Source organism: Thermobacillus composti KWC4 (assembly GCF_000227705.2).
GTDB lineage: Bacteria > Bacillota > Bacilli > Paenibacillales > Paenibacillaceae > Thermobacillus > Thermobacillus xylanilyticus.
Map to the genome: position 1 here is coordinate 3,358,666 of NC_019897.1, position 21,585 is coordinate 3,380,250.

A 21,585-nucleotide genomic window follows, 5' to 3' on the forward strand; every position below is an offset into this window, starting at 1 on the left:
AATCATCGAAAAAAATAATAGACAAACATCGTTTTTCTCAAAAAAACATTCTGTAAAGCGAACACACCTGCATCGTAGCACCCAATCACCCGGCTGTCAATCCATCATTCGCATCCGCGATCTGCATCCCCCGCCGCATGCGATTGGCGCGGTGCGCGGTTGCCGCGCGGCCGCGGTCAATCGCATGCCTGCGGGTGAGTTTTCCGGCCTTCAGGCCGCCGGGCTCAGGGGACTGGAAGATGCCTCAAGGTGCATCGTCTTGACGAGCCGTTCAATCTCTCCGCCCGGAATCGCGAGCACTTCATACAGCCGGATGACGACTTTTTTGAACGCATCCGTAGTCTCCCGATCGCCGAGCTCGATCTTCTTCAGGCCGGATCCCAGGCGGCCGGCGCCCGCCAGCGCATACGTCTGGGACATCAGCACATGCCCGCTCGGGTCGGCCGCTTCCAGCTTGAGCCGGACGGACCGCTCGTCGAACGTCATATTGACCGCCCGCGAGATGCCGAAGTCGAGCGTGACGAGTCCGGACGGGTCAAGCGATCCGGAACGGATCTCCACCTTGAACGGATACATGTCGGCGGCGCCGCCGGACTCTTCCGCATCCGCCCCGGCCAGCGGGATGCTGACCGCGCCGACCGGCAGTTGGAACGTGTCCGGACTGCCGTCCAGCAGCGTGAGCTGCGCCTGCTCGTCCGACCCGGCGGAGAGGGGCAGAGTGAACGTATAGCCGATCATCATGCCGACGCCCGGCATCAGCATTTTCTGCCGCACATCCATCCGTTCGCCCGTGTAGCTGACGCCTTCGGACGTCATCCATTCCACGCCGAAGTCCGGAATGGCCACGGAAACGCCGGATCGATTCACGAGCCTGAATTTCGCAACGGCTGTCAGGAAGCCGTCGCCCGCCTGTTCGAATCGACGCACTTCGGCCAGCGCAATGTCGACTTCGTTCGCCAGATTCGGCCTGAGCGTCGACGAGACGCGGATCGGGTCAAGCAGATCATATGACGACTGGACGGTCTGCGTATCGGGGTGGGCGGGCGCCTTGATCTGCAGGCGGCCCGCTTCATACCGGATGGTGCCGGATGCGTCCGTGAAACTTTCCGGCGTGCTGATCGTGAAGCTCAGCCAGGCCTCCGGACTGTCCAGCCGCATGACGAAGTGCAGATAGCGCGACGATCCCGGCTGAACCGCGATCGGTCCGCTCTCCGCCCGCTGCGCGGAGTAGTAACTCTTCACGGTCTTGCCGGACACGGTGAACTCCGGAACCCAGGCCTGCCGGTTGCCCGTATTCCGCACCTGCAGCACGAGGACGGTTGTCGTGCCCTGCGGGGTGTGCCGCTCCGCGAGCCGGACGGGCGTGTAAACCAGCTCGGCGGATTCCGCCGGAATCGTGAACGACGCGCCCCATTCTTTCGATCGCTGCGCATCCTTGAACACCGTGGAGGGGCCGTACCATTCCAGTCCCGCGACGGGCATGTTCAGCATGTTGGTTTCTTTCTTCGGGTAAACGTATTCGTCAACGTTCACCCATGCAAGCCGTTCAAGCGTGAAAACATCGGAACGCCCCACGGTCAGCATGTAGCTGAGTTCGGCCTTCTCCTGCGGCTGTACGGTGCGCGGATTGTCGGCGGACGGCTTCAGCGTATAGACGACGCCGCCCGTCGTCACCGCGCGCAGCTCGTATCCCGGCACGGCCACGGCACGGCTGGCGGTATTGTACAGCCGGACGACCGCGCCGATTCTGACGCCCTCCGGAACGCGTTCGTTCAGCACCGTCTTCACGCCGGCCTTGAGCACGCTGTTCAGCGTATAGGGCGTATCGCTCGCCGTCCCGGCGGGCGCGGCCGAGACGGTGGTGGCGGCCGAACCCGGAGACGCGGCCAGGGCGATGATCAGCCCGGTCATGATCCATGCCGCCCACCGTTTCCATCTTCGTCTGTTCATTCCGCTTGTCCCTCCTTGCCGCTCCGTTCAACGATCACGCGTTCCCCGTCGGTGAGCGCATTGACGCCGGTAATCGCGATGCTCTCGCCTTCGCTGACACCGGACAGCACTTCATAATAGGATGGTGTCGACCGGCCGGTCTTCACTTCGCGTTTTCTCACGATATCGTCTTCGATGACGAACACATACCGCCGGCTTCCTTCCTCGAGCACGGCGTACTGCGGCACCGCAAGCGCGGACAGTTCGGCTTCTTCCGACAATTCGACGGCTACCTTCATGCCCGGCTTGAGCCGGCCGTCGCGATTCGGCACCGTGAGTTCCAGCACATAAGCGTTCCGCTCGGGATCCGGGATGGATGACAGATAGCTCACGGGCGCTTGTCCCTGCTCTTCGCCGCCGGGCAGCACATACTTGAGCTCGGCCTTGCCCCGCACATATTGCGCGCCTTCTTCGTTCAGGTAAGCGACGATCCGCACCGGATCCACCTGCTCGATCCGCCCGACGGGCACGCCCTCCCGAACCATCATGCCTTCAATTAATGTCAGCTGCGTGATGACGCCGCCGACCGGCGCCTTGATCGTAAGCTGTTCGAGCGCCTCGCTCCGCAGCTGCAGCGCCAGCTCCGCATCGGCCAACCGGTTCTCCAGTTCCGCTATCCGGTCGGACTGGTTCAGCGACTGCAGCCGCTTGCGCGCAAGTTCCAGATCCTGACGGTAGGATTCGAGTTCCGATGCCGACCGGTCGACGTCCTCTTTCGTCGCCAGGCCGCTGTCGTAGTCGTTGCGGACCTTGTTGTGCTGGCGCTGCAATTCGTTCAGTCTGATCTCCATCTTGCGAATCTCCGCCGCGTGCTCCTGCCGGCTGACCGACAGTTCCTGGCGGGCCGTCCGGAGCGCGCTGTTCGCCTGGTCGACGGCGGCCAGCGCCTGCTCATAGGCCAGATTGACCTCTTCGGAAGACAGCTGCGCGATCGGTTCGCCTTCCTCCACGGTATCGCCGAGCTTTTTGTGCAGCGTCTCGACCGTGCCGGAGATCTTCGGTTCGACATCGAACTGAATCGAGGACTCGACATCCGCCGTAAGGTGAATCGGCTCCTCGATCTGCCGCACGGCCACCGTCTCGGTCCGCACGGACCGGATCTGCGGCGTTACGTCCGCCTCTTCCCGCGGGGCGGAGAACGCGTCGAGGAGCGTGCATCCCGCGGTCATCGACAGACACAGCGCGACGACCGCGGCATTACGAGCGTTGCGCGCCGCCTGCCGCATCCTTCGCTCTCGTTGCACCGGCCCAACCTCCTCATTTGCCGTAATAGTCCGAATAGGGATCCAGCGCTTTCCGATTCATTTTGTTCAAGACCGCGCCAAGCAGGTTCGCATTGGCCTGCACCAGCTCGGTTTTCGCCTTCAGGACGGCTTTCTCCCGCGCCTTGCCGCTTTCGAGCACGAGCAGCACGCCGTCGCATTTGGCGGCGAGAATCTTCGCGTCGATGGCGGCCAGAATCGGCGGCGTATCGACGATGACCATGTCGTATGCCTGCTTCAGCAGCGCGATCAGCTCCGTCATCCGTTCGGAAGCCAGCAGGTCCGAAGGATTCGGGACGCTGCGCCCCGCGCCGATGAACGCCGCGCCGACCATCGTGTCCGTCAGCACGTAAGACGGCATCATGCCGGGATCGAGCAGATAATCCGTAAGTCCCGGGCTGCGGCGCCGATCTATCACCTGATGAAGCGTCGGCTTGCGGATGTCCCCGTCGACCAGGACGACGGTGCGGCCGGCCCGCGCATAGGCGGACGCCAGGTAGAGCGCCGTGGTCGATTTGCCTTCGCCGGGGACGGCCGAGGCGACGGCGACGGCGCGGATCGGCCGGCGGCGGGAAGCGAACTCGATGTTCGCCTTGAGCGTCCGGTAGGCTTCCATGAACGGCGACACATCGTCGACCTGCAATGTCGGCGCGTCTTTATTTGACCGCGGCATAAGCTTCCTCACCGATCCTTCCCTGGGTTCCCTTGCGGCTGCGGGTGCGGCCCGAACGCAGTCTCGTCTTCGGCACCGAGGCGAGCGTCGAGACGCCGAGCACCCGCACGACGTCCGCCTCGTCCTTGATCCGGTCGTCGAGCACGTCGAGCAGGATGGCGATGCCGACGGACACGATCAGCGACGCCGCGAAGGCGAGAAAAATATACGTAGTGTGCTGTTCGTTCACCGGATTGGGACTCGCCGACAGCTTCGCTTCGGTCAGCAGCACGGCGGAATGGCCCGGCGAAATTTTCGGCAGCTCCGTGACGAACACGTCCGTAATCGCATTGACCATCATGACTGCCCGTTCGTACGAAAACCCGGTGACCGAAATGATCATGACGGACGTGTTGTTCAGCGCATGGACGGAGACGCTGCGGATGAGCTCCTCGGTCGAGGCGTCGAGCTGCGGGTACCGCTCGACCACTTTGTCCATGATGATCGGCGTGCGGATGATCTCCTTGTACGTTTCGATCACGCCGCCTCCGGAGGACATTTGTCCGATGTTCATGACGCCCCGGCTGAACGGATCCGCCGCATCCGCGCTGTTGACATACAGTTTCGTCTGCGCCGCATAGAGCGGCACATAGGTGTTGTAACTGAAGTAAGCGGCGCCGATGGTGCATGTCAGCACGATCAGGACGATGAGCCAGAGCCTGCGGCGCACGATCCGCAAGTATTCCCGCAAATCAATGTCTTCGGATTTCAAAGGTTGTCGCCTCCAGACGACCCGCCCGCTTCAGACGAACCCGATATGGGGGTCCGCCGGCCGGGCGGATCGGCGGTTTGTTCGCCGTCAAAGCAAATGTTGTTCTATATAGTGAACATGCCGGCATGCGCCGGCCAGCCGCAGCCGCCGGCTGCGCCGCCGTGCAGAGCCGAAACCCGCGCATTCACTTCGTGCGCTTAAGACGCTCCGGGTTGCGAAGAAATTCGCGGATTTCCTCAATCGTCAGACCAGTCCTTCTCGCCAGCTCGATCAATGCCGCCCATTCCGGATCAAAAGTCTGCACCCCGGCATTCATGTTTTGACCAGCCTCCCCAGACTCATGCATGACGGTTTCTCCTCCGCACGCGACGGTTTGTTCGTTTTAAGAAACCATGCTATAATTCATATGACCGCTAAATCAGGAACTTTCATGCAAAGGACGAGACGGCTAATGGAAAGCATTGGAGCAAGAATCAAGGCCATCCGGACGCAGCGCCGGATGTCGCTGTCGGAATTGGCCGAAGCGGCAGGCGTGGCCAAATCCTATCTCAGCAATGTCGAACGGGGGATCCAAAACAATCCGTCCATCCAATTTATCGAGAAGATGGCTTCCACCCTCCGCGTGCCGGTCCATGTCCTGTTGTTCGGCGAGGCGGATCCGGAAGGCGCGCTTGACCCCGAATGGACGGAGCTTGTCCGGGAAGCGATGGCGTCCGGCGTCGACAAAGAGCAGTTCCGGGAATTTCTCGAGTACCAGAAATGGCGAAAATCGCAATAGCGTCACACCGCAAATTCCGCCGGACAGTTCACGATATCGAACAACTTGTCCCTATGATATGATACATTTCGTATCATGTCAACCCTATAACGTTCCATTTTGTATTCCACGAGTGCACGGAAATTGACGCAACAAGGCGAAAGCCTCCGAATCCGCTGAATGCGCAGGGTCGGAGGCTTTCGTATGCAACGGTCCGTATCTTCAACGGAACCTGGGGCGTTCCGCTTCTCCCGCGCCGCCTGACCCATTCAACGCGGTCGGTGGGGTCGGATAACGGCATTCAGTGCCGTTAATGCTCGCTTAGGCGCAGGGACGGTGCCGATTAACGGCATCCCGTGCCGCTAAAGACGTCTCAATGCCGCCGGGCTCGTCCCACACTGCCGAATAACGGCATTCCATGCCGTTAATGCTCGCTCAAGTGCAAGGACGGTGCCGATTAACGGCATCCCGTGCCGCTATTGCTCGCCCTGGAATGGCGACAGCCCCGCTTCACCGGCACACCGATCCGGCCGTGACCGGGAGCACCGTTCCGTAACGAAACAGACAATCGTTTATACGAAAATGCGTACCGGTAGAAGGCAAAAAAAGACCCACCACACCAAGGAATCACTTTCGGTTTTTTAAATCAGGTCTGTTCCTGTTGGTTTTAACTCGACTTCAAAGCCCAACTGTTTCAGCTGATAGGTTAAGCGTTATTTGTAAAGAAAACCGGGGTTACGGAAAATCCAACGAAACGGAAACACGTTATGCGAGCCGGAACGGGTCAAAAATCGCCTTGATGAGACAATTAAGAACGTTCAGTTTCGTTGGCATTTCGATTGGTGCCACGATTGGCAAAATAACGATACCAGCCCGCCAACCACGCCCCATGCCGTCGCAGACGGCGTTCACCGAAGCGAAGTGCCCTCCCGGCGATGACGCGCGCTCAAGTTCCATTCGTCTGCGGCGAACGCGATTCCTCGTACGGCTCGACATGGACGTGTACATTCGCGATGTTGTGCCGGCGCTCCATCCGGCGCTCGATTTCGTCGCTGATCTGATGGCTCTCGATCAGCGACAGTTCGGGATCCACCTGAATGATGACGTCGATCAGGACATTGCTGCCGTGAATGCGCGCCTTGATGTCCTTGATTCGCCGGACGCCTTTCGTCCGCTCGATCGTGCCGCGCAGCGTCTTCAGTTCCTTCTCGTCGAATCCGTCGGTCAGCGTATGCGTCGAACTGCAGAAGATGCCCCAGGCCGTCTTGAGGATGAGCAGGCCGACGACAACGGCAGCCACCGGATCGAGCCACGGCATGCCGAATTGGGAGCCGAAGATGCCCGCCGCGGCGCCAACGCTGACGAGCGCGTCGGACAGATTGTCCTTGGCCGCGGCCATCAGCGCCTGGCTGCGAATGCGCGCCGCAAGCCGCCGGTTGTAGACGTAGACGATCAACATGACGAGCGCGGCGGCCAACGCGATCCAGGCGGATGCCGGGTCCGGCGCGGCCCGATCACCTGCGATGATCGACCGCCCGGCGTCGATCAGCACCTGCAGGCCGACCATGGCCATGATGAAGGAAGCAATCAATGCGGCGATCGTCTCGGCCCGGAAATGGCCGTAAGGATGGTCTTTGTCGGGCGGCTTGCGCGAGATGCGCAGGCCGATGAGCACCGCCGCGGAAGCGGCAATATCCGACAGATTGTTGTAGCCGTCCGCGGTCAGCGCGCTGGAGGACAGCACGTACCCGGCGGCCAGCTTGATGCCCGAGAGCAGGAGATAGGAGGCGATGCTCGCCCATGCCCCCCGCTCGCCGGCTCGAATGTTTTGATACGGGTCCAGCCCGGGCACCTCCGTTCCATCGTTTCATACACAACAGCAGTATGATAACCGACCGGGTCCGTGTGGGTCCAGAGAAACAGTTTTGACACGGTGCGCGACTTTATGTATAAATGCAACAGTCTGTCCCTCTTCCACAGTCCGCGGCCAAGCGGAAAGCCGCCAGGCTCCAGTCCCCGGCGGCTTCATCCCATATCTTATGCGGAATAGGCCTGCTCCCGCAGCGCCTTGACTTCGTCGCTCTCGAGATATTCCTCGTACGTCATGAGCCGGTCGATGACGCCGCGCGGCGTGATTTCGAGAATCCGGTTCGCGATCGTCGACACGAACTGACGGTCATGCGAGGTAAAGATCATCGTCCCGTCGAAATCGATCAGCGCGTTGTTGAGCGACGTGATCGACTCGAGGTCCAGGTGGTTCGTCGGTTCGTCCATCAGCAGCACGTTCGCGCCGGACAGCATCATCCGGGCCAGCATGCAGCGCACCTTCTCGCCGCCGGAGAGGACGCTCGCTTTCTTCAGCGCTTCGTCGCCGGAGAACAGCATCCGTCCGAGGAAGCCGCGGATGAACGTCTCGTCCTGCTCCTTCGAGAACTGCCGCAGCCAATCGACGAGATTGAGATCGACGCCGTCGAAGTATTTCGAGTTGTCCTTCGGGAAATACGCGCGCGTCGTTGTCACGCCCCACTGATACGTGCCCGCATCCGGTTCAAGCTCGCCCATCAGCAGCTGCATGAGCACCGTCTTCCAGAGCGAATCCGGCCCGACGAGCGCGATCTTGTCGCCCTTGTTCACCGTCAGCGTCAGGTTGTCGATCACCTTCACGCCGTCGATCGACTTCGTCAGCCCTTCGATCAGGAGCAGCTGCTTGCCCGCCTCGCGCTCCGGCTTGAACTGGATGAACGGATATTTCCGGTTCGACGGCTTGATGTCGTCGAGCGTGATCTTCTCAAGCAGCTTCTTCCGCGCAGTCGCCTGTCTCGCCTTCGACTTGTTCGCGCTGAACCGCTGGATGAACGCCTGCAGCTCCTTGATCTTCTCTTCCTTCTTCTTGTTCTGTTCGCGCATGAGCTGCAGCGCCAGCTGGCTCGACTCGTACCAGAAGTCGTAGTTGCCGACATAGAGCTGAATCTTGCCGTAGTCGATGTCCGCGATGTGCGTGCAGACCGTATTCAGGAAATGTCGGTCGTGGGAGACGACGATGACCGTTCCCTCATAATTCAGCAGAAAATCTTCCAGCCATTCGATCGATTGCCGGTCCAGGTGGTTCGTCGGTTCGTCCAGCAGCAGAATCTGCGGGTTGCCGAACAGCGCCTGCGCCAGCAGGACGCGCACCTTCTGGTTGCCGTCCAGCTCCTTCATCAGCTTGTCGTGCAGCTCGTTCGGAATGCCGAGCCCGTTCAGCAGGGAAGCCGCTTCCGACTCCGCTTCCCAGCCGTTCATCTCGGCGAACTCCGCTTCAAGCTCGCCGGCCCGCATGCCGTCCTCGTCGCTGAAGTCCGGCTTCGAGTAGAGCGCTTCCTTCTCTTTCATCACGTCATACAGCCGCTTGTACCCCATGATGACCGTGTCGAGCACCTTGAATTCGTCGTACTCGAAGTGGTTCTGCTTGAGCACGGCGATCCGCTCGCCCGGCGTCACATGCACTTCGCCGTTCGTCGGTTCGATCTCGCCGGACAGAATTTTCAGGAACGTCGACTTCCCCGCGCCGTTCGCGCCGATGAGGCCGTAGCAGTTGCCCGGCGTGAACTTGATATTGACATCCTCGAAAAGCGCGCGCTTCCCGTAACGAAGCGTAACGCCGCTCGTGCTGATCATCGAATCACTTCCCCGTCCTTGCCCCTGTAATGAGTACATCCTCCCGCATTATAGCACAGAAGCCGACGGGCGGCCATTGAGCGCGCCTGAATTCGCAATGAAGCGGAGCCCCCGAAGCGGTCTGGCCGCCCGGAGGCTCCCATTGCGCGTCAATCCCAGTGCAGCTTCACTTCGCTGCCCGTGCGGGAAGATTCGTAGATCGCGCTCAAAATGCGGTTGTTCACATAGCCCGACAGCGCCGGCGCGATCGGCTCCTTCCCTTCGCGGACGCAGTCGACGAAGTGCCGGCTCAGCAGGAGCCGATCCTCTTCGCCTTCCATGGGCTTGAGCTCCTCTTCGACGACCTCGCCGCCTGCGTGTCTCACGATCGTGCCGCGGTTGCCGATCAGGGCGATGCCCGCTTCGGTGCCCATCAGGTGTACGAACGGTTCTTCCGGCAAGCCGGCGGAATGGGCCGCCCAGCTCACTTCGAGCGACAGCGTCGCGCCGTTGTCCAGCTTGATGAGCGCCGTCGCGAGATCCTCGACGTCGTAGTAGCCGTTCTTGTCCGGCGTTCCCCAGCTGCCGATCCCTTCGCGGCGCGGGCCGAATTCGGCGTAAGTCGTCCCGAAGACGGAGACCGGTTTCGGATTGCCCATAAGGTGCAGCGTCAGGTCGAGCATATGGACGCCGATGTCGATGAGCGGTCCGCCGCCGGCTTCGTCCATGCGCGTGAACCAGCTTCCCCAGCCGGGGATGCCTTTCCTGCGCAGCCAGCCGGTCTTCGCGTTGTAGATCCGGCCCAGCTCGCCCGCGTCAATCTTCGCCTTGGCGGCGCGGGCGATGCCCGACCAGCGCATCTGATGCGCCATCATGAGCACGCGGCCTGTCCGGCGCTGCGTATCGAGGATCGATCTGGCCGCTTCCTCGCTGATGGCCATCGGCTTCTCCAGCAGCACATGCTTGCCCTGCTCCATCGCCTGGATCGCGAGCGGCGCATGGAACCGGTTCGGGACGCCGATGACGACGGCGTCGATCGACGAATCGTCGAGCAGCGCTTGCGGCGTCTCGTAGGCCTTCACGCCGTGCTCCTGCGCCCGGCGCTCGGCGGCAGGCAGCGAGGCGTCGGCCACCCCGGCGATCTCCACGTTCTCCAGTTTTCCGAACACATTCAAATGCACATTTCCGATCATCCCGGCGCCGATGACGCCGATGCGGACGGTGTCTGCCATTTACGGTTGTCCTCCTCGGTATCGTATGTCTGTCTCGTCTCAGTATAGACCTGCGGGCGGCGGCATCCAAGATGCGCTTTTGGCTTCCTTATGTGCTTTTTTTGGCGTCATATTTGGTTCGGGAGCGAAGATCGGCTACTATAGTATCAGCAATATCCGTCAGAAATGTCATTCAGGCGGCGATGCAAGGAGGAGATTCCGCATGAAGCTGTTGTCCGTGGAACCGACGCCCAGCCCGAATTCGATGAAATTGAACGTCGACGAACGGTGGCCGGCCGGCCGCCGCGCCGCGTACACGCCGGACAAGGCGGACGAAGCGCCCGAGCCGCTGCGGAGCCTGCTGAAGATCGACGGCGTCAAAGGCGTGTTCCGCACCGCCGACTTCATCGCGCTCGACCGCAAGCCGGGCGCCGACTGGCCGCGCATTCTGGCCGAGGCGGCGAAGCTGTTCGAGACGGCGGAAGGCGCGGCCGGGACCGCACCCGCGCCGGCCGGACCGGACGCCGCGTTCGGCGAACTGCACGTCCTGGTGCAGGTGTACCGCGGCATCCCGATGCAGGTCCGCGTCCGCATCGGCGACCGCGAGGCGGCCCGCCTGGGGCTGCCGGAGAAATTCTCGGCGGCCGTCCATGAAGCGGCCGGTTCGACGCTGATTATGGAGCGCCATCTGGAGGAATACGGCATCCGCTACGGGGAGCCGGAGGAGATCGCCGCCGAAGTCGCGGCGGAACTCGACGCCGCCTATACGGATGAGCGGCTGCGCGAGCTGATTGAAGCCGCGAAAGCGGCGGGGCCGGCCGCGGCCGGGACCCCGGTCCAGCCGCGCGAGCGGCGGCCGCTCACCGCGGAGGAGCTTGCCGAAGCGCTCGACGCGCCGGACTGGCAGACGCGCTATGCGGCGCTGGAGCGGACGCAGCCGGAGCCCGGCATGCTGCCGTTGCTCGCCAAGGCGCTGCGCGACGACAACGTGTCGGTCCGGCGGCTTGCGGTCGTCTACCTCGGCGATCTTCGTTCGCCGGAGGCGCTGCCCCTGCTGGTGGAGGCGCTGCGCGACCGGTCGCCCGCCGTCCGCCGCACCGCGGGCGACACGCTGTCGGACCTCGGCGACCCCGCCGCGATGCCGGCGATGATCGAGGCGCTGCGCGATCCGAACAAGCTCGTCCGCTGGCGGGCTGCCCGATATTTGTTTGAAATCGGGGACGAATCGGCGCTGCCGGCGCTGCGCGAAGCGGCGGAGGACGAGGAGTTCGAAGTCCGGCTGCAGGCGAAGATGGCGCTCGAGCGGATCGAGCGCGGCGAAGAAGCCGCCGGCACGGTCTGGCAGCAAATGACCGCCGCCCGGCGGGAGCGGTCCGACACGCAGCCATAACGAAAGGGGGCGGCCCGCGGCTGCCGCGCCGCCCGCCGAACAACGCGAAGACCCGGCCGGGCCGCCTTGCCGCGCGCCCGCCGGGTCTTCTTCATGCCCCCGTCACCTGGGCATCACATTATTTCGTCAACTCCTGATTGCCGGACTGCACGTCGTCAGCCTTCAGGAACAGCTTCGCGTTGTACAGCGTGTTGTCCTTCACGATATACGGCGGAGCGCCGACTCCCGCGTAGATCGTCGATATGCCCCTCGCCGCGATATTCGCCTCGATGACATTGTTCTGGATGACCGCCTTGAGCACATCGGCCGGGTCGTTCCGCTGCCAGTAGTCGTTGATCTTCACGAGCTCGAGTTCCGCACGTTTGAGCGCGTTCGCTTTTACCGTATTGTTCTCGAACACGAACGATTTCGCCGCTCCCACGAAGACGCCGTGGCTGTCCCCGTCGAGGATGACGGACGAATTCCGGATCGTCACGTCCGAGCCCGGATCATAGATGGCGAGCGGAACGATCGGCGACTTGAACGTGCAGTTCTCGAACACGTATGTTCCGGGGGCCGAAATCGCCAGCTCGCGCTTGTTCTCCGGCGCGCTTTCAAAATAGCACCCGTTGTACGTTCCGCGCGGCAGCGTGCCGCCGCTGTGGCCGACCACCCGCAGGTTCGTGAACTCATTGCCCGTCGTGTTGCCGGCGTTGATCACACCGAGCCGCGATTCGCCGATAATCGTCATGTTCGTGACGCGGATCGGATTCACCCAGATGCCGAACCCGCTGTCCGCCCGCTTCGTATGCACCATCGTGACATTCTTGACTTCCACGCCGAACGGCCGGCTGCTGCTGATGGTGAACGACGAATCCGTAAATTTCATGCCGTCGATGGTCACATTCGGCCCTTCGATGAAGGTGTACGAATCGTTCATCTGGTTGCCGACGAGCGTTACATCGTGATAAATCACAAGCCGCGTGCCGTCGAAATGGTTATTCTTGACGAGCGCGCCCGTGAACGGCGACGACACCGCCAGCCCGATCTTGCCCCGCGACGCAAGATGGTTGCCTTCCACAACCGCGTTGTTGCCATCGTACAGGATGACGTCATAGGCGGCATTGTTATAGAACTCGTTGTTCCGGATTTGAATGTTCGTATTGAGAAAACCGTTCTCGCCGTAACCGCCTTCGACATCGATGCCGGACTGGGGCGCAACCCCGTTAATGTCGTGAATGACGTTATGCTCGATCACCACATTGTCCGCTCCGCCGATCGTGATGCCCTGGCGGCGGTTGTGATGCAGTTCCGAATTTCGGACGATGACGTTCTCCGACGGCACCCTCGACCAGACCTCGATGTACGAGCCGTTGCTGTCGGCCCGCTCGAACACCAGATGGAACGATGCCGCTCCGGCGGGGATTTGGATCCGTTGCCGCACCTTCGCGTTCAGCTTCGGGCCGATCAGGTTGCCGTCCGCATCATAGAAATAAAGTTCGAAATCGGCGGGCAGGTTGATGTTGTTCGACAGTTCGAAGTAGGGGTCTGTTTTGAACCTCTCGTGGTTCAGCGGCACCGGCGTAATCGTCCGGATCCGCCCTTCGGCTGCCGTTGGCTTGCCGTCCGAATCGAAGGCGCCGGGGACGAAACTGCTCCCATACAGGTCCCTCACCATCTGGCCGCTGCCGCCGATCACGATCCCGTCTCCGGTGAAGTTGTACACCTCGACGCCCTCAATCGTCAGATTGCGCGCGCCAAGCGCCACAATGCCGTAGCCGCCCTCGTGCGTGCCAGACGAGTACGGGTGATCCTTGCGGCTGTAATCGTGCTGGTCCCGGTCGCCGACAAACTTTCCGCCTCTGATCGTCACATTGTTCACGCCACGGCCGATGTAAAGCAGTTCGTAGATTTCGGAGTCATTCGGTTCCTTTACCAGTTCGGCGCCGTCTTCGAGCACGAACGTCATGTCCGGCACCATGTTGATCCGCGCGTCCGGGCCGGGCTGCCCTTTCGCGCTCTTCTTGATCATGTAGGTCCCGGGTGGAACGATGAATGTCGTATATCCTTGATCATGCGCCCACTGGAGCGCATCGTTGAATCCTTTCGTCGTCTCTTCCGGATGCGTGCCATCCGTATGGATGTCGAATTTGCCGGGCACCAGCCGATAGACGGAATCTTCCGTCTGCGCGGACGTCGAGCCGTCCACCGTGACTGATGCAGCGGCGAAGATCAGCACAGCTGCCAGCAGCAATCTGCCGACCAATCGCCTCATCGCGATCACTCCTTCCTCGCCCCGTTTCAGTATATTGCGATTTGCGGGACAAGGAATGGGTATATCGCACGGTTCTTCTAAAAATAGGCAGACAAGCCCCTGATTCGCGCCTAATCGACACATACCGCGCGAGGCGGTTTCCCGTCACGCGAGCCTCGGTCTTGCCGGATTGCAGCCCGGTTCGGGAACGAGGCCGTAAGCGGCCAGTTTCGTCAGATAGTAACACTCCTCGCGGAACATGTGGTCCGGCATGAGCGGATGAATCCGGTCCAGGAGCTTCGGTCCGATCTGCAGCTCCTCGATCTCCTGCAGGAAGCGCATGAACAGCTTCATCTCAAGGTCGATGTCGGAATGGAATTTCTGGAAGGCGGGGAACGTCCGGAGCGAAGTCCGCAGATATCCCGCCATTTCAACCGCTTTCAGGAAAAACGCGCCGAACTCCTGCTGGAACGCCCGGCTTTTCTCGATCCAGCGCCGCTCGACGGGGTCCATGTCAAAGGACAGCTCAGCCGCATGGCCGATCGCATCCTGCAGCCAGACCATGTCGTAGTGCAGCGGATGCTGGCGCGGCACCGGGCGCCCGGCCAGCAATTCTTCGAGAATGTGCTCGTATTCCTCCAGTTCGTTCACCATATGGTTCAGGAAGGTCGGCGTGAACAGCAGGTCGACCTTGCCGAGCAGCAGCCGCTCGAGTAGGCTGAGCTTGAATTGCTTGAGCTCCCGGGTCGCATCCATAGCCTCCAGGTTCAGCGCCGCCAGCCGCGCCTCCGCATCCTGCATCCGGGCGGCCGCCAGCAGCGCGTCGAACCGCGAAATGAACGATTCCGCCTGCCGTACGTCATCCTTCTCGGCCGGCGACAGCGCCATCAGGATGAATCGGGCGTGGTCTCCCAGTATCTGCAGCCAGAACCGATGTTCGAACAGCGGCCCTTCCTCTGCAAGGCTCGCCATGTTCATGGACTTCTCCGCTCCTTTCCGGCTTCATGCTAACCGTAAGGAGTATATGCCCGCGGGCGGGCCGCCAGAACGAAGGCAAGCTCCGCTGCCTACCGGATCAGCGACACTTCGACCAGCACGGCCCCGTCATCCCCGAACGGCAAGATGGATGCCTCGTACGCGCGGATGCCGGCCGCTTTGATTTCCGCCGCCGCCTTCTGAAGATCGGTCCGCACGGCGTCGCCGCGCAAATAACGCACCTTGAAGCCGTCCGCGCCGGATGCCGCCGCTTCCTCCATCTTGCGCCTGAGCTCGTCCGCCGTCGCCGCCGTATGCTCCGGACGCAGCCATTTCCAGCCGAGCGCCGCTTCCAGCGACTCGTAGAAGCCCGCCCGCGCCGGATCGGTCTGCTTCGTCTCCCTGACCGCCGCCTCATACGGGGTGTCCGCGCGCGGATATTCCCGCGTCCAGGTGTGGTCCTTGCGCATCTCTTCATCCGTCTTCAGGTAATAGTCGTAGGACACCGCGCCGCCCCGGTCCGGCACCGGGTCGTCCCAGGTCACGTCCAGGTGGTACCACCGGCCGCCCACGCGCACGAGATTCCAGGCATGGTCGCTTTCGGGAACGGCCCCTTCCACAATCCGCGCAGGGATGCCCGCCGCGTTGAACATTTTGTAGGCGAGCAGCGCATAGCCTTGGCAGACGGCCTTGCCGGTCCGCAGCGCTTCGTATGCGGTGTAGCGGTTCAGCCCGACGTCGTAGGCCAGACGCAGCACGATCCAGTCGTGAATCACCTTCACCCGCTGATGGTCGTTCATTTCGGGCGTGATGAGCCGGTCGAGCACTTCCCGCACCTGCCGGTCCACTTCCGCCGTCTGCGCAAGCGTCTCCCGGTAATTCAGCGTCAGCCGGATGTGCGACCGCCCGCTGAGCTTGCGGATCGAGTAGAAGTAGGAATCCACGATGTACGACGTGTAATCGTCCCGCTTCAGCGCGTCCATGATGACGTCCTTGATGCGGCCCGACAGTTCCTGGCCGTCGCCGGTATAGTCGATCTGCACGGACTCCCGGCGCTCAAGCAGCGCGGCGGCGACGGCGGTCTCCAGCTGGTGCAGGTCGGCTGCCGCCTCGGCAGCGGCGGCCGGCCCGGGACGGAGGCCGACCGTCAGCAGAGACCATATGGCGATCGCGCAGATGGCAATACGGAATGACGTGCTGCGGTTCACTGGCATGACCCTCCGGGAAATGGCGTTTGGCATTTTGGCCCAAGTATAACCATAACGGCCGGACCTTAAGCCCCCGCCTTCACGCCTTCCGTTCCCGCAACTTCACGCCTGCGGACCGAAGAACCGCCGGATCTCGCGCTCTGCGCTCTCGTCGGAATCGGAACCGTGGATGACGTTCGCTTCGACCGACCTCGCGTAGTCGCCGCGGATCGTGCCGGGCGCGGCATTCGCAGGATTCGTCGCGCCGATCATCGCCCGGGCCAGCTGCACGGCCCCCTCCCCTTCGAGAATCATCGCGAAGACCGGGCCGGACGTAATATAGTCGACCAACTCTCCGAAGAACGGCTTGCCCTTGTGCTGGGCGTAATGCTCCTCCGCCGTCTCCCTGCTGATGCGCATCATCCGCGCTTCCGCCAGCTTAAACCCGCGGCGTTCGAAGCGCGACACAATCTCGCCGACCAGCCCTCTCTCCACGCCGTCCGGCTTGATCATGACGAATGTCCGCTTGCCGTTTTCCATGACGCATGCCCTCCTTCGCCGATTTAATTTCCCCATTATAGGCATCTTCTTCAGCGAAGGATGTGATTCCGCTCACGGCATCAAATGGATCCAGTTTAACTTCGCTTGCGTGCATTGAGCTTCCGGACCGGCCATCCCATAATGAAAGGGGATACAACATCTCAACAAACATCATCTCAACAAACGGAGGGATGGCTGGTTGAACACGAATGCAATGTTCCGCGTCGCCTTCATCGGATGCGGCAAGCGCGCCCACGAGCACGCCCACGGTGTCAAGGCCGACGGCCGGCTTGAGGTCGTCGCGCTGGCCGACATTTCGGAGGATTCGGCCAATGCCCTGAACGAAGCCTTCGGATTCGGCGCCGCCGTTTATACGGATTACCGGCGGATGCTGGACGAGGTGAAACCCGATATCGCCATCATCTGTCTCTGGACGCCGCTGCATCTGCCGGTGTTCCGGGACTGCGCGGAGGCGGGCGTCCGGGCCGTGCTGTCCGAGAAGCCGATGGCGCCCGGATGGGGCGAATGTCTCGAGATGGCCCGCATCGCAGGGGAGACCGGCTGCCAGCTGACGTTCTCCCTGCAGCGCCGGTTCGCGCGCGGCAACCAGACGGTGCGCCGGCTCATCCGGGAAGGCCGGATCGGCCGCGTGGTGCGGATGGATCTGTACTCCCCGCCCAATCTGCTCGACTGCGGCATCCATACGTTCGACCAGGCGATGAGCTTCATGGACGAGACGCCGGCGAAATGGGTGCTCGGCGCTGTCGACGCCAGCGAGACGCTGAACTGGTTCAACGTGCCGTCCGAATCCGTCGCGGCGGGCCTCGTCGTCTTCCGCAACGGCGTGCGGGCGAACATCCAGGCGGGCGGACCCGACATGGACATCTGGGGCGGCGTGCGCGTCATCGGCACGGAAGGATTCCTCGAGGTGATGTGGGATGGCGAGATCAAGGGCGGCGCCGTCTACGCCGATCCGTCCTGGAAGCCGGAAGTGGAAGTGACGCCGCATGCCGAGCAGATGGCGGGCTACGTTCGCCATGCGGTCGACTGCCTGATCACGGGGGAAGAGCCGGAGGTGTCCTATAAAAAAGCGTTGCGCGCGTCGGAGATCATTTACGCCTTCTACGAGTCGGTGCGGCGCAACGCGCGGGTGGAACTGCCGCTTGAAGGGGTAACGGACAATCCGTTCATCACCATGCTGCAGGAGGGCCGGTTCACGGCGCCTGCGGAAGGAGGGAAATCCTCATGACGCGGCCGAAGCTGGGACTGATCGGCATCATCCACGAAGAGGCGAACCAGGATTTCTGGGGCACCATGGAACGCATCGCGGCGATCGGCTACGAGGGGATCGAGGGCGGCGCGAAGCTGCTCGAAGGCGATGCGAAGGCGAATGTCGCCCGGTTCCGCTCGCTCGGGCTGCAGGTGGCGACGCACAGCGTAAGCAAGGATCTGCTCGCGGACGGGAAGGAGCTGGACCGCATTATCCGGGAGGCTCATCTGCTGGAGACGAAGGACGTCACGCTGTGGTGGGCGCCCGCCGATTCGCGCGATCAGCTGCTGCGCGACGCGGAGCTGTACAACGCGGCCGGCGCGCGGCTGGCCGCCGAAGGCCTCAGGTTCTGCTACCATAACCACGCCCACGAGTTCAGGAACACGTTCAACGGCGTGTATGCCCTGGATATTCTGGCGGAGCATACCGATCCGAAGGCGGTTTATTTCCGCCTGGACGTCGCGTGGATCACGCTCGGCGGCGCCGACCCGGCGCATATTCTGCGCAAGATGGCGGGCCGCGTGCCGGCGGTTCACCTGAAGGATGTCTACGGCACCGACGAGATCGGCAAATGGACCGCGCTCGGCACCGGCGTCGTCGACATCCGCGGCTCGATCGAGGCGGCGCGGGAGATCGGCGCCGAGTGGATGACGGTCGAGCAGGACCAGCTCCGCCACCTGTCCGGGCTCGACACGGCGTGGTTCAGCTATCTGTATTTGAAGGAGTCGGAATTGATTTAGTTTTTCGCGAACGTCAGGCGGGTGCGGTGATGCGGGAGAACCGCGTTGCTGCGCCCTTTTTTTCAGGTTGGTGTCGCTGGTTCTCGTATCCGCACGCGGTCCATGCACTCCTTTAGCGTAATTTCCACGTTACAGCTCCCTCGCACGCGGCCCACGCGCCCCTGTAACGCGCTATCCACGTTACAACTCCCCCGTACACGGTCCATGCACCCCTGTAATGTGCTATCCACGTTACAGCTCCTCCGCATACGGCCCATGTACCCCTGTAACGTGCTATCCACGTTACAGCACCGCCACGTGCCCACAAAAAGAAGCTGCAGCGCGTCATCCACGCCGCAGCTCCTGCCACTTACCCGAACACCGGCCTGCCGTCCGCATCCCACGCCAGCTTCCGCACGAACGTGTGCCGGTTCGGATCGTACAGCGGATCGCCGACGATCTCCTTGTACGTCCGCGCGTGGAACACGAGCAGATCGCCGCCGTCCTCCGCGACGGTGAAACTGTTGTGCCCCGGCCCGTACAGGCCGCGCGCCTCGTCCGTCGCCAGCACCGGCACCGGCGACTTCGTCCAGACGGACGGGTCCGTGAGATCGGCGTCCTCCGGCGCTTCGAGCAGCCCCATGCAATAGTGGTGATCCGTCGCGCTCGCCGAATACGTCACAAACACACGCCCGTTCCGCTTCAACACGGCTGGCCCCTCGTTCACGTAGAACCCGATCCGCTCCCATTCGTATTCCGGCTTCGTCAGCATGACACCGGGCGCGGCGAGCGTCCACGGATTCGCCATCGGGGCGATGTACAGATTGGAGTTGCCCGCGATCGCGGGATCTTTCTGCGCCCAGACGAGATAGCGCGTCCCCCGGTGTTCAAACGTCGTCGCGTCAAGTGAAAAGGTCTCCCACATCGTGCGGATCTGCCCCTTCTCGACCCACTCGCCTTCGAGCGGATTCGCCGACGCGTTCTCGAGCACGTACATCCGGTGATCGAACAGCCCGTCATTCGTCTCGGTCGTCCGCGCCGCGGCGAAATAGATGTACCATTTGCCGTCGATGTGGTGAATCTCCGGCGCCCAGATGTTCGCGCTCATCGGCCCGGATGGATGCCGCCGCCAGACGACGGCCGGTTCGGCCGACGCCAGCCCGGCAATCGTGCGCGCCCGGCGCACTTCGATCCGGTCATATTCGGGCACGGACGCCGTGAAGTAGTACCAACCGTCCGAATGCCGGTACACCCACGGATCGGCCCGCTGCAGAATGAGCGGCTGAACGCCCGACGTATCCGCAATTCCGGTTCCGACAGTATGATCCATCGCTCTCTCCCTCTCCCTTGTTCATGTAAAATGCCATTCTATTCTTCCCGCGAAGGTTCCGGCCTCCGCGCGCCCCACAACGCGATGCCCTTTCCCGACAGCGCGCTGAACGTCTCCGTGAACGCTTCCGCTTCCGGGTCCCAGGCCCGCAGCCAGACGCCATCGTAATCTTCGCCGCTCAACGTGAGCCGGATCTTGCCTCCATCCCCGGCGGTCCACCGGCCGGACACGCTGCCGCTGATCGTGCCGTCCGCCTCCAGCCGGATCGGCACAGACTCCTTCACTTCGGCAGAGATGTCCTTGCCGTGGTTCACCAGCTCGTAGTCGCCGGCAATCCGCTCCGGATCGGCATCCTCCGGCCGCTCCCCGCCGTACCGGAACGGCACGACGACCGGCCATCCCTGCTCGTTGAACACCATCTGATGCACCCGGATCTCATGCCGCTCCCCGCTGTACGGAAAACGCGAATGGAAAATCAGGTAGTACCGTTCGGTCTCCTCGTCGTACCAGGCCGAATTGTGCCCCGGCGACACATAGCCGAACTCGCGGAACGCCCCGTGCGGATCGCGCCACCGGTGATTGCCCATCAGCTTCACCCCGAACGGCTCGATCGACGCGTCGTCGAACAGCGGCTTCGCCGGATCGGCCTTCACCTCGGCCATGTCGACCCCTTCCGCGTCGACGAACGGACCGTCCGGATGTTTCGACCGCGCGACCCGGATGTTGTAGCCGCCGAAGGAGTCCAATCCGCCGAACGACAGGAACAGATAATAGTATTCCGTGTCCGGGCTGTACAGCATATACGGCCCCTCGATCCGGCTGTGGTTGCCGCCGACGAGCTTCTTGCCGTACCCCTGCCCCGGCAGCGGCTTGCCCGTCGTCTCGTCCATTTCCAGGATGAAAATGCCGCCCGAATACGAACCGTACACCATCCACAGCTTGCCGTCCTTGTCAAAAAACACATGCGGGTCGACGACGTTCGGATGGACCCGCGCGTCATACACCGTTCCGTCCTCGCTCGGCTCCCCCCACATGCCGGATTTCAAAATGATGCCGATATCCCGGTATGGTCCCTCGATCGAATCGGCGACGGCGACTCCCATGGCGGAGCGCGGCGAGTCTCCCCGGCACGCGTTGTAGTACATGTAGTACTTGCCGTCCGGCAGCCGGATGACGTCCGCCGCCCACAGCGTGTCACTCTCCGCCCATTCCAGCGTCTCGCGCAGCTCCTCCCTCACGTTCGGAATGAGCGGGTTGCCGTCCGAGACGCCGGACGCGATCAATTCCCAGCGCATCAGATCGGGCGATTTCGCTGCCGCCAGGTGCGAGCCGAACACATAGAACATGCCGTTTTCATCGCGCACAATGGACGGGTCGTGCACGGACGCTTCATGGAACACGGGAACCCACGCCTCCTTCCCGCCGCCTTTTTCGCCGAATGCATCGCATCCCGTCAAAAGCGCCCCCGCGGCCACCAGTACGGCCAACGCACCGCCAGCCGCACGCATCATCCGCCGCCTCCCCGGCTCATCGCCGCGGCTCGAGCCGCGCCTCCGCAACCGACGCCGTCCTTCCAGCGGTATTCGCCGGCGCAGCAGCCTGCCGACGACGATAGGCAGTGCAGTCATTCATCCATATCTCCTTCACAACATGATCGTCCAA

General features: G+C 62.3%; 17 protein-coding genes and 1 pseudogene. 4 read left to right on the forward strand and 14 right to left on the reverse strand.

Annotated elements, in window-relative coordinates; translation table 11 throughout:
- Nucleotides 1-210: 210 nt before the first annotated feature.
- The 5 genes from THECO_RS15510 to THECO_RS21250 all read right to left on the reverse strand — a co-directional run bounded on the left by THECO_RS15510 (nucleotide 211) and on the right by THECO_RS21250 (nucleotide 4,991).
- Complete coding sequence (locus tag THECO_RS15510) at nucleotides 211-1,950, reverse strand: hypothetical protein (protein ID WP_015255978.1); 1,740 nt, start codon at nucleotides 1,948-1,950, stop codon at nucleotides 211-213.
- Nucleotides 1,947-3,233, reverse strand: a complete 1,287-nt coding sequence (locus THECO_RS15515) for an efflux RND transporter periplasmic adaptor subunit (protein ID WP_015255979.1) — start codon at nucleotides 3,231-3,233, stop codon at nucleotides 1,947-1,949. The genes THECO_RS15510 and THECO_RS15515 overlap by 4 nt, the downstream gene beginning before the upstream one ends.
- Before the next feature lie 13 nt (nucleotides 3,234-3,246).
- Nucleotides 3,247-3,924, reverse strand: coding sequence for a CpsD/CapB family tyrosine-protein kinase (locus THECO_RS15520; protein WP_015255980.1), 678 nt, complete (start codon nucleotides 3,922-3,924; stop codon nucleotides 3,247-3,249).
- Nucleotides 3,908-4,675, reverse strand: a complete 768-nt coding sequence (locus tag THECO_RS15525) for a YveK family protein (RefSeq protein ID WP_015255981.1) — start codon at nucleotides 4,673-4,675, stop codon at nucleotides 3,908-3,910. Before THECO_RS15525 ends, THECO_RS15520 begins: the two co-directional genes overlap by 17 nt.
- Before the next feature lie 184 nt (nucleotides 4,676-4,859).
- Nucleotides 4,860-4,991 (reverse strand): anti-repressor SinI family protein, encoded by a 132-nt coding sequence (locus THECO_RS21250; RefSeq protein WP_157373591.1) that lies wholly within the window; start codon nucleotides 4,989-4,991, stop codon nucleotides 4,860-4,862.
- A gap of 135 nt (nucleotides 4,992-5,126) precedes the next feature.
- On the opposite strand from THECO_RS21250, the gene THECO_RS15530 reads away from it, so the two are divergent.
- Complete coding sequence (locus tag THECO_RS15530) at nucleotides 5,127-5,453, forward strand: helix-turn-helix domain-containing protein (protein WP_041853945.1); 327 nt, start codon at nucleotides 5,127-5,129, stop codon at nucleotides 5,451-5,453.
- Nucleotides 5,454-6,378: 925 nt separating this feature from the next.
- Here THECO_RS15530 and THECO_RS15535 read toward each other — a convergent pair.
- The 3 genes from THECO_RS15535 to THECO_RS15545 all read right to left on the reverse strand — a co-directional run bounded on the left by THECO_RS15535 (nucleotide 6,379) and on the right by THECO_RS15545 (nucleotide 10,300).
- Entirely contained in the window at nucleotides 6,379-7,284 is a 906-nt protein-coding gene (locus THECO_RS15535) for a cation diffusion facilitator family transporter (protein WP_015255984.1), read from the reverse strand.
- A gap of 185 nt (nucleotides 7,285-7,469) precedes the next feature.
- Entirely contained in the window at nucleotides 7,470-9,089 is a 1,620-nt protein-coding gene (locus THECO_RS15540; RefSeq protein WP_015255985.1) for an ABC-F family ATP-binding cassette domain-containing protein, read from the reverse strand.
- A gap of 149 nt (nucleotides 9,090-9,238) precedes the next feature.
- Nucleotides 9,239-10,300 carry a Gfo/Idh/MocA family protein gene (locus THECO_RS15545; RefSeq protein ID WP_015255986.1) on the reverse strand — a complete coding sequence of 354 codons (1,062 nt, stop codon included), beginning with the start codon at nucleotides 10,298-10,300 and terminating at the stop codon, nucleotides 9,239-9,241.
- A 202-nt stretch (nucleotides 10,301-10,502) separates the two neighbouring features.
- Here THECO_RS15545 and THECO_RS15550 point away from each other — a divergent pair, with 202 nt between their 5' ends.
- A complete protein-coding gene (locus THECO_RS15550; protein WP_015255987.1) occupies nucleotides 10,503-11,669 on the forward strand; it encodes a conserved virulence factor C family protein in 1,167 nt (388 codons plus the stop codon).
- 118 nt (nucleotides 11,670-11,787) lie between these two features.
- Here the strand turns inward: THECO_RS15550 and THECO_RS15555 are convergent, their stop codons facing one another.
- The 4 genes from THECO_RS15555 to ndk form a co-directional block, all read right to left on the reverse strand.
- The gene (locus THECO_RS15555; protein ID WP_015255988.1) at nucleotides 11,788-13,923 is read right to left on the reverse strand and encodes a right-handed parallel beta-helix repeat-containing protein; all 2,136 of its coding nucleotides are present in this window, start codon (nucleotides 13,921-13,923) and stop codon (nucleotides 11,788-11,790) included.
- A 144-nt stretch (nucleotides 13,924-14,067) separates the two neighbouring features.
- Nucleotides 14,068-14,880, reverse strand: a complete 813-nt coding sequence (locus THECO_RS15560; protein WP_015255989.1) for a DUF2935 domain-containing protein — start codon at nucleotides 14,878-14,880, stop codon at nucleotides 14,068-14,070.
- A gap of 89 nt (nucleotides 14,881-14,969) precedes the next feature.
- Nucleotides 14,970-16,085 carry a transglutaminase domain-containing protein gene (locus THECO_RS15565; protein WP_015255990.1) on the reverse strand — a complete coding sequence of 372 codons (1,116 nt, stop codon included), beginning with the start codon at nucleotides 16,083-16,085 and terminating at the stop codon, nucleotides 14,970-14,972.
- A 102-nt stretch (nucleotides 16,086-16,187) separates the two neighbouring features.
- On the reverse strand, nucleotides 16,188-16,604 hold the full coding sequence (gene ndk, locus THECO_RS15570) for a nucleoside-diphosphate kinase (protein ID WP_015255991.1): 417 nt from the start codon (nucleotides 16,602-16,604) through the stop codon (nucleotides 16,188-16,190).
- A 199-nt stretch (nucleotides 16,605-16,803) separates the two neighbouring features.
- Here ndk and THECO_RS15575 point away from each other — a divergent pair, with 199 nt between their 5' ends.
- Together THECO_RS15575 and THECO_RS15580 are read left to right on the forward strand one after the other, a co-directional pair.
- On the forward strand, nucleotides 16,804-17,853 hold the full coding sequence (locus tag THECO_RS15575; RefSeq protein WP_015255992.1) for a Gfo/Idh/MocA family protein: 1,050 nt from the start codon (nucleotides 16,804-16,806) through the stop codon (nucleotides 17,851-17,853).
- Nucleotides 17,850-18,614, forward strand: a complete 765-nt coding sequence (locus tag THECO_RS15580) for a sugar phosphate isomerase/epimerase family protein (protein WP_015255993.1) — start codon at nucleotides 17,850-17,852, stop codon at nucleotides 18,612-18,614. Before THECO_RS15575 ends, THECO_RS15580 begins: the two co-directional genes overlap by 4 nt.
- 349 nt (nucleotides 18,615-18,963) lie before the next feature.
- Here the strand turns inward: THECO_RS15580 and THECO_RS15585 are convergent, their stop codons facing one another.
- Both THECO_RS15585 and THECO_RS15590 read right to left on the reverse strand, forming a co-directional pair.
- Nucleotides 18,964-19,923: a glycoside hydrolase family 43 protein gene (locus tag THECO_RS15585; RefSeq protein ID WP_015255994.1), complete on the reverse strand. Its 960-nt coding sequence runs from the start codon at nucleotides 19,921-19,923 to the stop codon at nucleotides 18,964-18,966.
- A gap of 56 nt (nucleotides 19,924-19,979) precedes the next feature.
- A pseudogene (locus THECO_RS15590) lies at nucleotides 19,980-21,434 on the reverse strand (glycoside hydrolase family 43 protein); the annotation flags it as partial.
- Nucleotides 21,435-21,585 lie beyond the last annotated feature (151 nt).